The organism is Citrobacter sp. Cpo221, from assembly GCF_030332345.1.
Lineage (GTDB): Bacteria > Pseudomonadota > Gammaproteobacteria > Enterobacterales > Enterobacteriaceae > Citrobacter > Citrobacter portucalensis.
Genome location: NZ_JAOWIA010000010.1, coordinates 70,979 through 83,940 on the forward strand (window position 1 = coordinate 70,979; position 12,962 = coordinate 83,940).

Sequence of the window (12,962 nt, forward strand, 5' to 3'; positions counted from 1 at the left end):
GGAGGGGTGTTCCTCCCGCCTTAACAACTTAAGCCTGTTTAGCGGCTTCTGCTGCTTTAACGATGACTGCGAAGGCGTCTGCTTTCAGAGAAGCACCACCAACCAGCGCACCGTCGATGTCCGGCTGAGCAAACAGTTCTGCCGCGTTAGCTGCGTTTACAGAACCGCCGTACTGGATGATAACTTGTTCAGCGATTTTCGCGTCAGCTTTAGCAATGTGGTCACGAATAAATTTGTGAACAGCCTGAGCCTGAGCAGGAGTTGCAGACTTACCGGTACCGATAGCCCATACTGGTTCGTAAGCGATAACGACGCCTTCGAATGCTGCTGCGCCCTGAGTTTTCAGAACCGCGTCGATCTGACGTGCGCAAACTTCTTCAGTTTTGCCTGCTTCGTTTTCTGCTTCGGTTTCACCGATGCACAGAACCGGAGTCAGACCTTGCTCTTTCAGCACAGCGAATTTTTTAGCGATCAGCTCGTCAGATTCTTTGTGGTAAGTACGACGCTCAGAGTGACCGATAATGATGTACTGCGCGCCGATATCTTTCAGCATTTCAGCACTTGTTTCACCGGTGAATGCGCCAGACAGGTTCAGATCAACGTTCTGCGCGCCCAGAATGATGTGGCTACCGGCAGCGGCGTGTTTCGCCAGGTCGATATACATTTCCGGCGGAGCAATTGCTACTGCACAGCCAGCAACGCCAGCCAGTTCTTTACGCAGATTAGCAACCAGTTCGTTTACCATGTGGCGGCTGCCGTTCAGTTTCCAGTTACCCATCACTAAAGGATGTCGCATTTCATTTCTCCACGCTTGTCAGCGAATTAAGGAATATGGCCGCCCGTCAGGGCAGCATGGTCTGTGAAACAGTATAGAGATTCATCCCCCGAAAGGCTTTGCTTTTTGTCATTTCCCCGTCATTCTCCACGTTGCAGGTGCGTTGGCTGTACTCTCTCACCCCAGTCACTTACTGATGTAAGCTCCTGGGGATTCGTTGCGTCGCCGCCTTCCTGAAACGTGAATAATTTAGGGGGAATTCGACCCTTCGAGGTTTTCAGATAGTGCCAGCTTAATCGGTTCAACAGCGAAGGTCAGCCCCTTTTCACCGTTATCTGCCACGACATAGCGAATTGCGCCTTCTGTTTCGGCGTAATAGTGCTTACCTTTGCCTGCGGCGAGCAGTTTTTGCAGCTTTTTCTGGCTCTGTTCCTTCGTCAGTAGTGGTGCGACAGTGCGGATGACGGCGGTCATGTATTCCAGCGCTTTCGCTTTAGCTGCCTTTTGCTCTGGTCCTTGAATTGGTAACCAGGTTATCTGCATGCTTTTGATTTTCAGGGTGCCGCGCTCAAGGGCGGAAGACGCATACAGGTTTTCATTGATTTTACTGGCCGCGCGGGTGAGATTTGCCCGATCGCGACTGCTGTCGATAGCGCGGAACTCATTCAGGATCAGCTTCGGATTCTGTGTATTAAAGTTTTCGCGAAACTGGCTAATCGACAGGTCAAAGGTCGGCGCGCCCGCCAGTAAATAGGGGGCTGTGGTTGCCGTCGATGGCTCTTTCGCCAGTGCCGCAGTGCTCGCGGTTAAGGCTGAAAACAATAATAAAAACAGTGTAAATCCGTGCTTCATCAATCGTACCTTTCATTCTCACTGCTCACGATTAAAACGGTAACCGTCGAGCTTGTCAAAAGGGTAAACTGTTCTGGAAGGTAATAATAAAGGAACTTACATGACCATACAGCAGTGGTTATTCTCATTTAAAGGGCGCATCGGGCGCCGTGATTTCTGGATTTGGATTGGCCTATGGATCGTCGGCATGCTGGTTCTGTTTTCGCTGGCGAGCAAACAATTACTCGATATTCAGACCGCGGCTTTTTGTCTGGTGTGTCTGCTATGGCCAACGGCGGCAGTGACGGTAAAACGTCTGCATGACCGGGGGCGTTCCGGAGCGTGGGCGCTGTTGATGATTCTGGCGTGGATGCTGCTGGCCGGAAATTGGGCGATGTTACCCGGCGTCTGGCAATGGGCGGTAGGCCGCTTTGTTCCAACGTTGATTCTGGTCGGTATGCTTATCGATCTGGGTGCGTTCATTGGCACCCAGGACGCAAATAAATATGGTAAGGATACGCAGGACGTAAAGTACAGAGCTGGCTCGTAGGCCGGATAAGCGCAAGCGCCATCCGGCAAAATGCCCGGGTGTTTACCGGGCAGTAAAACGTTCTTACCAGTAGTGCTCTGCAGTCATATGGCCCGGTCGGCGGCGCAGGTGTTTGGTCATCTGCCGGGTCTCTTTCAGCAACTGCTGCGTGTCGCGTACCATCTGCGGGTTTCCACACAGCATCACATGGCAGGTTTCTTTATCCAATGGCAGCCCGACTGCTTTTTCCAGCTCACCGCTTTCAATCAGCGCCGGTACACGCCCGGTCAGCGAATCTGCCACGGTTTCACGGCTGACAACCGTCTGGATACGTAATTTACCTTCGTAGCGCTTTTCCAGCGCCTGCATCAACGGTAGATAGCTCAAATCGGCGGCATAACGCGCGGCGTGGACCAGCACCAGGTTTTTGAAGCGATCCAGGTCCTTGCCTAACTGCAGAATCGACAAATATGGGCCGATAGCCGTGCCGGTTGCCAGCATCCACAGCGTGTCGCAATCGGGGACTTCATCCAGCACGAAGAAACCAGCCGCTTCACTCACCACCTGGACTTCATCGCCAGGCTTCAGTGCTGCCAGACGAGGGCTGAGTTTGCCGTCGGGAACCGTCACCAGATAAAACTCTAAATCGGGGTTATCAGGGGCATTGACGTAAGAATAGGCACGCTGGACGCGTTCGCCGTCGATCTCAAGGCCAAGCTTGGTGAATTGACCTGCAGTGAAAGGAAGAACCGGAGCTCGCACGGTCAAACTAAACAGGGCATCGGTCCAGTTCTGTACCTTCGTGACTTTGCCTGTTACCCAATCTGCCATGGTTTTCTCCTGTCTGCTTTGATTGCCTTATCTTCGTTCGTTGGACGAAAGATTTCCAGCCCATATGGGCTGGAAGGCTCTATTGATCAAATCAATTACAGGATGTGCGCCTGCACATCGGGATCTTTGCGATCGAGGTAGTGAATCGACTGAATGCGACGGATCGTACGTGATTTACCGCGGATCAGCAGCGTTTCGGTGGTCGCGATATTACCTTTGCGGCTAATCCCTTCCAGCAAATCGCCTTTGGTGATGCCGGTGGCAGAGAAAATGACGTTGTCGCTACGCGCCATTTCATCGAGGCGCAGCGCTTTGCCCGCTTCAATGCCCATGGCGGCGCAACGAGCCAGTTCTTGTTCGCCAATACGACGGTTCTCTTCGCTGTCGCCTTTGACGTCATGACGTGCCAGCAAACGGCCTTGCATGTCGCCGTCCAGCGCGCGGATGACGGCGGCAGAAACCACGCCTTCCGGTGCGCCGCCAATGCCGTACAGCACGTCAACTTCACTGTCTGGCATGCAGGTCAGAATGGAGGCTGCAACGTCACCGTCTGGAATAGCAAAGACGCGCACGCCCAGTTTTTGCATTTCGGCGATCGTTTCATCATGGCGTGGCTTGGCCAGAATGGTGACGGTCAGTTCACTCAGCGGCTTATTGAGTGCAGCGGCAACGTTATGCAGGTTGGCTTCCAGCGACAGGTTCAGGTCGATAGACCCTTTTGCGCCTGGGCCGACAATCAGCTTCTCCATGTACATGTCTGGCGCGTTCAGGAAGCAACCTTTATCGCCAACAGCCAGTACGGCCAGCGCGTTTGCCTGACCCATTGCCGTCATGCGTGTGCCTTCGATAGGATCGACGGCGATGTCGACCGCATCACCAAGACCGGTCCCGACTTTCTCACCGATAAACAGCATCGGCGCTTCATCGATCTCGCCCTCGCCAATCACGATGGTGCCGTCAATGTTGACCTGGTTGAGCATAATACGCATGGCGTTTACCGCCGCGCCGTCAGCGGTATTTTTATCGCCGCGGCCCAGCCATTTATAGCCAGCCAGCGCGGCCGCTTCGGTCACGCGTGAAAATTCAATGGCAAGTTCTCGTCTCATTGCAAACTCGTAGCTGAAAGGAATGGCGCGAAGTGTAGCACAGGGGAGGGGGCGAGATTATTGATGTGTGTGCGGGGTTGCCCCCGCACGAAGATATTGCCGGATAAGGCACAGTTGCCATCCGGCTATGACGTATTACTCGTCGTGATCTTCCCACGCCATGGCGCGTTTGACCGCTTTTTTCCAGCCGCTGTAACGGAAGTTACGTTCGGTGGTTTCGATGCCTGGGCGGAATTCACGCTCGATGACTGCTTTTTCCTGCAGCTCATCCAGATTCTGCCAGAAGCCTACTGCCAGACCAGCCAGGTATGCCGCACCCAATGCGGTGACTTCGCGGACTTCCGGGCGCTCAACGCGCGTGCCGAGAATGTCGGACTGGAACTGCATCAGGAAGTTGTTGGCGACCGCACCGCCATCAACACGCAGGGCGTGCAGGCGAATACCGGAGTCAGCCTGCATCGCTTCCAGAACATCACGAGTCTGGTAAGCGATAGACTCAAGCGTGGCGCGGATGATGTGGTTGGAGTTTACCCCACGGGTCAGACCAAAGATGGCGCCGCGAGCATACGGGTCCCAATACGGTGCGCCCAGGCCAGTAAATGCCGGAACGACGTACACGCCGTTGGTGTCTTTCACTTTGGTGGCGAAATATTCGGAGTCGAACGCATCGCTGATGAGTTTCATTTCATCACGCAGCCACTGGATAGATGCGCCAGCCATAAATACCGCACCTTCCAGCGCGTAGTTCACTTCCCCGGTCGGTCCGCAGGCGATGGTGGTCAGCAGTCCGTTTTCGGACTTAACGGCTTTCTCGCCGGTGTTCATCAGCATGAAGCAGCCGGTACCGTACGTATTTTTCGCCATCCCTTCCTTCACGCATAGCTGGCCAAACAGCGCCGCCTGCTGGTCACCGGCGATACCGGAGATAGGAATACGAATACCGCCTTTACCACCGATGTTGGTCTGGCCGTATACTTCAGAAGAACGACGTACTTCAGGCAGCATGGCACGCGGAATATCCAGCGCATCCAGCATCGTGTCATCCCAGTCCAGGGAGTGGATGTTGAACAGCATGGTACGCGAGGCGTTGGTGTAATCTGTTACGTGTACGCGCCCCTGCGTCATTTTCCAGATAAGCCAGGTGTCTACGGTACCAAACAGCAGTTCGCCGCGACGAGCGCGCTCACGCGAGCCTTCTACGTGGTCGAGGATCCACTTCACCTTGGTACCGGAGAAGTACGGGTCAATAACCAGACCGGTGTTGTTACGGATGTACTCTTCCATGCCGTCACGTTTGAGCTTTTCGCAGATATCCGCGGTACGACGGCACTGCCACACAATGGCGTTATAGATTGGTTTACCGGTTTCGCGTTCCCAGACGATGGTGGTTTCACGCTGGTTGGTAATACCGATCGCTGCAATTTCATCGGAACTGATATCGGCTTTCGCCAGAACTTCTACCAGCGTGGAGCTTTGGGTCGCCCAAATTTCCATTGGGTCATGTTCTACCCAACCGGCTTTCGGGTAGATTTGTTCGAATTCGCGCTGTGAAACGGCAACGATATTCGCATCGTGGTCCATTACGACCGCGCGGGAGCTGGTGGTGCCCTGGTCGAGCGCAACGATATATTTTTTTTCAGTCATAATTTTTTGTCCCGTAGTCACATTACTGCGAAGCTTTTTGTTGAGTGTTGGCCGCAACGTCTTTTTCTTCAATCGCGCAGACATCGCACGGTAAATGACGACCAATCAGTTTGCGATATGACCATGCGCCCAAAATCGCGCCGGTAATCGGGCCAAACACCGGAACCAGGAAGTAAGGGATATCGCGACCACCCGTGAAGGCAATCTCACCCCATCCGGCCATCCAGGCGAAGAGTTTCGGTCCGAAGTCACGTGCCGGGTTCATCGCAAAACCTGTCAGCGGACCCATGGAAGCACCAATAACGGCAATCAACAAGCCGATCAGCAGTGGTGCCAGCGGACCACGAGGTACACCGTTACCATCGTCGGTCAGAGCCAGAATCAGCCCCATTAGAATAGCGGTAATGACCATTTCAACCGCGAAGGCCTGCACAAAATTGATATGCGGGTTCGGATAGGTGGAGAAAGTACCTGCCAGACCCAGGCTCTCGGTACTGCCGCGTACGATATGGTTAGTTTGTTCGAAATCGAGGAAAAGATTGTAATAAAGCCCGTAAACCAGTGCCGCTGCGCAAAAGGCGCCGGCAATTTGCGAAATAATAAAAGGAACAACTTTGCGTTTATCAAAACAGGCGAACAGCCAGAGTGCGATGGTTACCGCGGGATTCAGGTGTGCACCAGAAACGCCTGCGGTCAGATAGATAGCCATCGCTACCCCCAGACCCCAGATGATACTGATTTCCCACTGACCAAAAGTAGCCCCAGCCACTTTAAGTGCAGCGACACAGCCCACACCGAAGAAAATCAACAACCCGGTACCGAGGAATTCAGCAATGCACTGGCCTTTTAAGGTTGATGTTTGACTCATAATCGGATCCTGAAGAGAGTTTAATGTTTATTGTGTGCGAGAAGGTCACTGACATCCCCGGAGCCGGTAGGCACACTGTTAATTTATCGTTAACGCTCAAAAACGAGAAATATCGAAATTAAAATGTGTGTACTGCATCAACAAAATGAGCGTTTTCGCGCCATTGTGAGGTATTTGTTATACAAAAATAGTGTGAGCTGAATCATTTCACTGATCAATCTGTTAACACTTAAGAGTTATGACAGTAATGTCACCAGGAGAAAGACTAAAAGTGTTGCAAACCGCAATCTGCGCGGGATGCCGCTGGACAGGGATGACGCGGCTTCATACAATCGGTGTTAAGTAGAGTGCGCTCGTTTTTATTAAGGCGTCGCCGGTTATCGGGACGAGGATTTTTATCCATCAACGCCTTGCAATTCAGGAGAGGTATGACGATGTCATTAGAAGTGTTTGAGAAACTGGAAGCAAAAGTACAGCAGGCGATTGATACCATCACGCTGTTGCAGATGGAAATCGAAGAGCTGAAAGAAAAGAACAACTCACTGTCGCAGGAAGTTCAGACTGCACAGCAGCAGCGTGAAGAGCTGGAGCGTGAGAACAACAGCCTGAAAGAACAGCAGAGCGGCTGGCAGGATCGTCTGCATGCCCTGCTGGGTCGTATGGAAGAAGTCTAATTCTGATTTCTTGAAAAAGGCATCCATAATGGATGCCTTTTTGCTATGTAGAGATTAGGATATCGTATTTTTTAAATATCAAAGAATACGATATGACAAAAAGAAACGATATTATTGATGATTCGGATCGACTTATCACCAGAGATATTAGATATGGTCTTATCTATACAGATAATTTAGGATGGATTGATTTAGGCCATGCTAATCCGGCAGGGGCTGAAAAATTATGGTTTGAAATGACAAGGCCTCGTGGTGGTGATAGTGAGTTTTATGAAGTGAATTATCATCAAAGTATGTCCAAAAACATTCATGGCATAAATATCAATACTGGTATATATCGTAGATTTATGGTGCGCCGAGGATTGCAGGAGCGAACCTTACAAGGTATTGCTTTATCAATATTCTTAGGTACGTCACATCGCTTTGAGTCCTTACAGGACTTTTGGCCTTATGTTTATTTAACGGATAGTGGTTATAGTGCTGAAGATTTGGTCTCAAATCTATTTGGTTTTTACCAAGCGGTAAATCATGCAGATTACACCTCTTACCTTCAGATATGCTCGAAAGAAAAGGCTTATCGAATCTGGGACTTCTATGGCCCAGTTGGTGAGTTTAAGAATAAAAGTGTTATTCCGTTACTGTTTCCTGACCCTATCAATAAAGATAAGAGACATGAACCCTATTCGGGTGAATTACCTTTATTTATGGATGTAATAAGACCTATTGCTAATCCTGATTATGTTCGGGAACTTCACATATGAAATCCAGGAGATCAGGATTTATTATTGTGTTTATGCTTTTTATTGCGCTATTTTATTGTCATTTTATGGTGAGCATCTATACAGAAAAAATCTACACTCAGCAGAATTTATTATTTTATCATCTGCTAACACCGAAACCTCTTAAACAGGCTCCAAGGATATCTAACGACTGGTTTTTTGTAAGCTATGCAGATGATGGTAGTCATCTTCAACGCAGTGAGATAATTTTTACCGGGATACAAAAGAGTGGCATTCAGATAGCTGAGGATAAATTAAATGCTTATATCGAAACTTATCCTGTCAGTCGTGAGACGATGAGTATCGTTGTCGAAGAAAAATATAAAAAGTATGATATTAAAGTCATTCATTACGAATCAAATGAATGAAAAAAAGGCCATCAAATTTGCTGATGGCCTTTTTCGCTTACTCGATATCGAGCGGGTCTTCGGAGAGGATTATCCCGGTGTTATCGGCGTACAGGTGGTCGCCGGAGAAGAACGTCACGCCACCGAAGTTGACGCGTACATCGCTTTCCCCAATGCCTTCACCTGAGGCGCCTACCGGAATCGCGGCAATCGCCTGAATGCCGATGTCCAGCTCTCCCAGATCGTCTACCTGGCGGACTGAGCCGTAGATGACCAGACCTTCCCATTCATTCTGTACTGCCAGGCGCGCCAGTTCGGCATCGACCAGCGCACGACGAACAGAACCGCCGCCATCGACCAGCAGAACACGACCACGGCCATTTTGTTCGAGCAGATCGTACAGCAACCCGTTGTCCTCGAAACATTTTACCGTGATGATTTGTCCGCCAAACGACGCCCGTCCTCCAAAGTTAGAGAACAGCGGTTCCACGACGTTGACATCTTCCTGATAGATGTCACAAAGCTCGGATGTATCGTATTTCATAGGCTTAACGTTCAGTTGCTGCGAGAATTTTTAGTATATCGCGCTATGTGTACTGTTGGCAAAATCATCAATTGTTAATTGATATTTGTCAGTTAAAGAGACCACTGACTTAAGAAAATTCCAACGACAAACAGCAGGTTAGTTAACAATGCCGCTTTTACAGTACGTTCCAGCATTGGGCGCATTGCCGCCGGATCCATCTCATGCATCACGTAACGCGCCTGTTTGATTAGCAACGGAGCGGCGAGAATAAACAGCCATCCCCACAGGCTTTGCAGTGAGAACAGGTTAAACAGCGCCAGGCAGACCAGCGTCCCCATCAGCAGGCAGGCGTGGTAGCGGCGGGCATTAACAGCGCCTAAACGTACGACCAGCGTGTTCTTGCCGTTCTCTCTGTCGCTGTTGATATCGCGCAGGTTGTTGACGTTGAGCACGGCGGTTGCCAGCAGGCCGCAGGCGGTGGCAGGCAGAATCAGCGCTGGAATCAACGTATGCGCCTGCAGATACCAACTTCCCATTACGCTGAGCCAGCCGAAGAATACCAGCACAGAAATATCGCCCAGGCCGATATATCCGTAAGGGCGATTACCCACGGTGTAAGTGATCGCGGCGATAATCGACAGGCCGCCGAGCACCAGGAAACCGACAAAATCCGCCAGCGTGTGACAGGCTACAGCAACCAGGGCCAACCCGGACAGACAGATCAGCACCACGGTGACGATCAGCGCGCGCTTCATCTGCTGTTGGGTGATGACCCCTTTTTGCATACCGCGTAGCGGTCCAATACGGTCGGGCTTGTCGCTGCCTTTGACGGCATCGCCATAGTCGTTAGCGAGATTGGACAGAATTTGCAGCAGTCCCGCCGTAATCAATGCCAGCAGAGCAACCAGCGGATCGAAGTATCCTTGCCACCATGCTAATGCCGTACCGACGATGATCGCCGCGAAGGCGAGCGGTAAGGTCTTAGGTCGTAAACTTTCCAGCCAGGCTTGTGAGCGGCTAATTTGTTGTTGTTCAGTCATATTTAGCGCCAATAAAAATGGGGCTTTATCAGCCCCATCAACAGTGATGAAAATGCATTGAACGCGATTATAGGATAAAACGGCTCAGATCTTCATCTGCGACCAGCGCATCCAGATGTTTGCTCACATATTCGGCATCAATTGTGATGCTTTGGCCGTTCAAATCGCTCGCATCATAGGAAATATCTTCCATCAGACGTTCCAGAACGGTATGCAGACGACGTGCACCGATGTTTTCGGTGGTTTCGTTAACCTGCCAGGCCGCTTCGGCAATGCGTTTAATACCGGATTCAGTGAAGTTGATGTCCACACCTTCAGTCGCCATCAGCGCTTTGTACTGGACGGTGATGGAGGCATTCGGTTCGGTAAGGATACGCTCAAAATCGCTGGTGGTCAGCGCCTGCAGCTCGACACGAATCGGCAGACGACCCTGCAGTTCTGGGATCAGGTCGGACGGTTTGGCTACCTGGAATGCACCAGAAGCGATAAACAGAATGTGATCTGTTTTCACCATGCCGTGCTTGGTGGAGACAGTGCAGCCTTCAACCAGCGGCAGCAGGTCGCGCTGTACGCCTTCACGGGACACGTCCGGGCCGGAGGATTCACCGCGCTTACAGATTTTGTCGATTTCGTCGATAAACACGATCCCGTGCTGTTCAACGGCGTCGATAGCTTCCTGTTTCAGCTCTTCCGGGTTCACCAGTTTGGCCGCTTCTTCTTCAATCAGCAGCTTCATCGCGTCTTTGATTTTCAGCTTACGCGGTTTTTGTTTCTGACCGCCGAGGTTCTGGAACATGGACTGCAGCTGGCTGGTCATCTCTTCCATTCCCGGAGGCGCCATAATTTCAACGCCCATCGGTGCGGCCGCGAGATCGATTTCAATCTCTTTATCATCCAGTTGGCCTTCACGCAGTTTTTTACGGAACGCCTGACGTGCTGCAGAAGGTTCCTGCGGCTGCTCTGACTGTCCCCAGTTATTTTTAGCCGGTGGGATCAGCACGTCGAGAATGCGCTCTTCCGCCATCTCTTCGGCACGGAAGCGGTTTTTCTCGATTGCCTGCACGCGGACCATTTTGATGGCCGCATCGGTCAGATCGCGGATGATGGAGTCAACTTCTTTACCAACATAGCCGACTTCGGTGAATTTTGTTGCTTCGACTTTGATGAACGGCGCGTTGGCCAGTTTTGCCAGACGACGGGCGATTTCGGTTTTACCGACGCCGGTCGGGCCAATCATCAGAATGTTTTTCGGCGTGACTTCATGGCGCAACTCTTCGTTGAGCTGCATACGACGCCAGCGGTTACGCAGGGCGATCGCCACGGAACGCTTAGCGTTATCCTGGCCGATGATGTGTTTGTTCAGTTCGCTGACAATTTCGCGTGGGGTCATTTCAGACATGGGGGATCCTTACGCTTTGGAGTTCAATTCTTCGATGGTATGGAAGTGGTTGGTATAAATGCAGATATCCCCTGCAATATCCAACGCTTTCTCAGCAATCTCGCGTGCGCCAAGCTCGGTGTTTTCAAGCAGAGCGCGTGCAGCAGCCTGGGCGTAGGGACCGCCGGAGCCGATAGCAATCAGATCGTTTTCTGGCTGGATGACATCGCCGTTACCGGTGATGATGAGCGATGCAGTTTCATCTGCGACGGCCAGCAGCGCTTCGAGTTTGCGCAGCATACGGTCGGTACGCCAGTCTTTTGCCAGTTCAACGGCAGCTTTCACCAGGTGACCCTGGTGCATTTCCAGCTTGCGTTCAAACAGTTCAAACAGCGTGAATGCATCCGCAGTACCGCCCGCAAAGCCCGCGATGACTTTATCGTTGTACAGACGGCGGACTTTCTTCACGTTGCCTTTCATTACGGTGTTACCCAGTGTGGCCTGACCATCACCGGCGATTACCACATGGCCGTTACGGCGTACGCTTACTATTGTTGTCACGAGCAGACCCCTTGGTTACAAATGCAATGTACAGGCCCCGCACAGTGTACGGGGCGTAATGCAAGTATAGATGGGGGAGATTTTGGGGGTTTCAACCCCCAGTAGAGAGTCGAATGCAGTTTGTGTGACCAGCAACCTTCAGGCGGCTGATGGTGTTGTCGGCATTCTCTTTGCCTTTGACCGGACCAATGACCACACGATTCCAGCCGTTATTGGTGGTTATACGGGAGTTAAAGCCTTCAAAGGCCAGCTGTGCACGCACAGTTTCTGCCTGCTCAGCGCCTTTAAATGATCCGCACTGAACCATCCAGCGGCGTTCATCTTTTTTCTCAGCCGTCTGTTTTGGCGGCTGCGTTTCATTGGTTATTGGCGCGGCCGGCTGCGGTTTTGGCTGAGCAGCGGTGGTATGCGCTGGCGTTTGCAGCAGATCCTGATACGGCTGTTGCGCCGCCGGTTTTGGCTGCGCTTTCGGCTGTTGTACCGGCGCGGCTTGTGCTGTACGCGTTTGCTGCTGGGCATTGTTCCACTGCTGCTGTTGCACCTGACGCTGACGCTGCAGCGTTTGCTGGCGCTGTTCAGCCGTTTGCTCGTTCCACGGTACTTCGTTGAGCTGTGTCGGCTGTTGACGCATATCAGCCTGCATTTGCGCCAATAGCTGACGCTGCTCATTGGTTAGCTGATCGGCATTCAGCACCTCGCCGCCCGCAGACGGTTCGGTAGGCGCACGTACGCCAGGCTGACGGCTCTCCAGCTCTTTGATGTATCGCCAGCGCTCTTCCGGTTTTGGCGGAATGCCATTACCGGTGACTTTCTGGTTTTGCAGCGTTTCGGACTCTTCTTTCTTGTGATGCGTAATGAAGTACAGACCACCGATAAAGGTCACGAGTACGGCTGCAGCAATAGCAACCATTGCGGGCGATACCGCAGGCGTATTGCGTTGTTTTTTCCGTGATGTGCTCTTCTTGCGCCGCGAAGGTGCCGGTTGGCCGCGACGTACATAATCTCGTTGTGCCACTATCGTTTCGCTGTATTTATTCGTTCGTCAGCCCGCCATGTTACTTAAGCGGCGGGCC

Annotated in this window: 15 protein-coding genes; 4 read left to right on the forward strand and 11 right to left on the reverse strand. The window is 51.7% G+C overall.

All coding sequences use genetic code 11. From position 1 onward, the window contains the following. Positions 1-28: 28 nt before the first annotated feature. Both tpiA and OGY72_RS00405 read right to left on the reverse strand, forming a co-directional pair. The gene (gene tpiA, locus OGY72_RS00400; protein ID WP_003028783.1) at positions 29-796 is read right to left on the reverse strand and encodes a triose-phosphate isomerase; all 768 of its coding nucleotides are present in this window, start codon (positions 794-796) and stop codon (positions 29-31) included. 228 nt (positions 797-1,024) lie between these two features. Then, on the reverse strand, positions 1,025-1,627 hold the full coding sequence (locus OGY72_RS00405) for a YiiQ family protein (RefSeq protein WP_003825203.1): 603 nt from the start codon (positions 1,625-1,627) through the stop codon (positions 1,025-1,027). A gap of 100 nt (positions 1,628-1,727) precedes the next feature. On the opposite strand from OGY72_RS00405, the gene OGY72_RS00410 reads away from it, so the two are divergent. After that, the gene (locus OGY72_RS00410) at positions 1,728-2,156 is read left to right on the forward strand and encodes a DUF805 domain-containing protein (RefSeq protein WP_003825201.1); all 429 of its coding nucleotides are present in this window, start codon (positions 1,728-1,730) and stop codon (positions 2,154-2,156) included. A gap of 63 nt (positions 2,157-2,219) precedes the next feature. Here OGY72_RS00410 and fpr read toward each other — a convergent pair whose 3' ends face one another. The 4 genes from fpr to OGY72_RS00430 form a co-directional block, all read right to left on the reverse strand. Beyond that, the gene (gene fpr / locus OGY72_RS00415) at positions 2,220-2,966 is read right to left on the reverse strand and encodes a ferredoxin--NADP(+) reductase (protein WP_126319619.1); all 747 of its coding nucleotides are present in this window, start codon (positions 2,964-2,966) and stop codon (positions 2,220-2,222) included. A gap of 95 nt (positions 2,967-3,061) precedes the next feature. Further along, the gene (glpX, locus tag OGY72_RS00420) at positions 3,062-4,072 is read right to left on the reverse strand and encodes a class II fructose-bisphosphatase (protein WP_003840506.1); all 1,011 of its coding nucleotides are present in this window, start codon (positions 4,070-4,072) and stop codon (positions 3,062-3,064) included. 135 nt (positions 4,073-4,207) lie between these two features. After that, positions 4,208-5,716, reverse strand: coding sequence for a glycerol kinase GlpK (gene glpK, locus OGY72_RS00425; RefSeq protein ID WP_003028792.1), 1,509 nt, complete (start codon positions 5,714-5,716; stop codon positions 4,208-4,210). A gap of 22 nt (positions 5,717-5,738) precedes the next feature. Further along, entirely contained in the window at positions 5,739-6,584 is an 846-nt protein-coding gene (locus OGY72_RS00430) for an MIP/aquaporin family protein (protein WP_286546031.1), read from the reverse strand. A 428-nt stretch (positions 6,585-7,012) separates the two neighbouring features. Between OGY72_RS00430 and zapB the strand changes: the two genes are divergently transcribed. From zapB to OGY72_RS00445, 3 genes are all read left to right on the forward strand, one after another. Then, entirely contained in the window at positions 7,013-7,258 is a 246-nt protein-coding gene (gene zapB / locus OGY72_RS00435) for a septal ring assembly protein ZapB (protein WP_095533156.1), read from the forward strand. 92 nt (positions 7,259-7,350) lie between these two features. Further along, positions 7,351-8,019, forward strand: a complete 669-nt coding sequence (locus OGY72_RS00440; protein ID WP_286546032.1) for a hypothetical protein — start codon at positions 7,351-7,353, stop codon at positions 8,017-8,019. Continuing rightward, positions 8,016-8,405, forward strand: a complete 390-nt coding sequence (locus OGY72_RS00445) for a hypothetical protein (protein ID WP_003825190.1) — start codon at positions 8,016-8,018, stop codon at positions 8,403-8,405. The genes OGY72_RS00440 and OGY72_RS00445 overlap by 4 nt, the downstream gene beginning before the upstream one ends. A 37-nt stretch (positions 8,406-8,442) precedes the next feature. On the opposite strand, the gene rraA is transcribed toward OGY72_RS00445, so the two are convergent. The 5 genes from rraA to ftsN form a co-directional block, all read right to left on the reverse strand. After that, complete coding sequence (gene rraA, locus OGY72_RS00450) at positions 8,443-8,928, reverse strand: ribonuclease E activity regulator RraA (RefSeq protein ID WP_079939327.1); 486 nt, start codon at positions 8,926-8,928, stop codon at positions 8,443-8,445. 92 nt (positions 8,929-9,020) lie between these two features. After that, positions 9,021-9,950, reverse strand: a complete 930-nt coding sequence (gene menA, locus OGY72_RS00455) for a 1,4-dihydroxy-2-naphthoate polyprenyltransferase (protein WP_149384907.1) — start codon at positions 9,948-9,950, stop codon at positions 9,021-9,023. Positions 9,951-10,017: 67 nt separating this feature from the next. Then, positions 10,018-11,349: an ATP-dependent protease ATPase subunit HslU gene (gene hslU / locus OGY72_RS00460; RefSeq protein WP_003028803.1), complete on the reverse strand. Its 1,332-nt coding sequence runs from the start codon at positions 11,347-11,349 to the stop codon at positions 10,018-10,020. Between the two features lie 9 nt (positions 11,350-11,358). Beyond that, complete coding sequence (gene hslV, locus OGY72_RS00465) at positions 11,359-11,889, reverse strand: ATP-dependent protease subunit HslV (RefSeq protein ID WP_003028805.1); 531 nt, start codon at positions 11,887-11,889, stop codon at positions 11,359-11,361. A gap of 91 nt (positions 11,890-11,980) precedes the next feature. Beyond that, complete coding sequence (gene ftsN / locus OGY72_RS00470) at positions 11,981-12,904, reverse strand: cell division protein FtsN (RefSeq protein WP_286546037.1); 924 nt, start codon at positions 12,902-12,904, stop codon at positions 11,981-11,983. Positions 12,905-12,962: the final 58 nt, after the last annotated feature.

Bases quoted from the DNA above. Each gene is read 5' to 3' on its own strand.
- tpiA (WP_003028783.1), bottom strand. From the start codon at position 796: ATGCGACATCCTTTAGTGATGGGTAACTGGAAACTGAACGGCAGCCGC.
- OGY72_RS00405 (WP_003825203.1), bottom strand. From the start codon at position 1,627: ATGAAGCACGGATTTACACTGTTTTTATTATTGTTTTCAGCCTTAACC.
- OGY72_RS00410 (WP_003825201.1), top strand. From the start codon at position 1,728: ATGACCATACAGCAGTGGTTATTCTCATTTAAAGGGCGCATCGGGCGC.
- fpr (WP_126319619.1), bottom strand. From the start codon at position 2,966: ATGGCAGATTGGGTAACAGGCAAAGTCACGAAGGTACAGAACTGGACC.
- glpX (WP_003840506.1), bottom strand. From the start codon at position 4,072: ATGAGACGAGAACTTGCCATTGAATTTTCACGCGTGACCGAAGCGGCC.
- glpK (WP_003028792.1), bottom strand. From the start codon at position 5,716: ATGACTGAAAAAAAATATATCGTTGCGCTCGACCAGGGCACCACCAGC.
- OGY72_RS00430 (WP_286546031.1), bottom strand. From the start codon at position 6,584: ATGAGTCAAACATCAACCTTAAAAGGCCAGTGCATTGCTGAATTCCTC.
- zapB (WP_095533156.1), top strand. From the start codon at position 7,013: ATGACGATGTCATTAGAAGTGTTTGAGAAACTGGAAGCAAAAGTACAG.
- OGY72_RS00440 (WP_286546032.1), top strand. From the start codon at position 7,351: ATGACAAAAAGAAACGATATTATTGATGATTCGGATCGACTTATCACC.
- OGY72_RS00445 (WP_003825190.1), top strand. From the start codon at position 8,016: ATGAAATCCAGGAGATCAGGATTTATTATTGTGTTTATGCTTTTTATT.
- rraA (WP_079939327.1), bottom strand. From the start codon at position 8,928: ATGAAATACGATACATCCGAGCTTTGTGACATCTATCAGGAAGATGTC.
- menA (WP_149384907.1), bottom strand. From the start codon at position 9,950: ATGACTGAACAACAACAAATTAGCCGCTCACAAGCCTGGCTGGAAAGT.
- hslU (WP_003028803.1), bottom strand. From the start codon at position 11,349: ATGTCTGAAATGACCCCACGCGAAATTGTCAGCGAACTGAACAAACAC.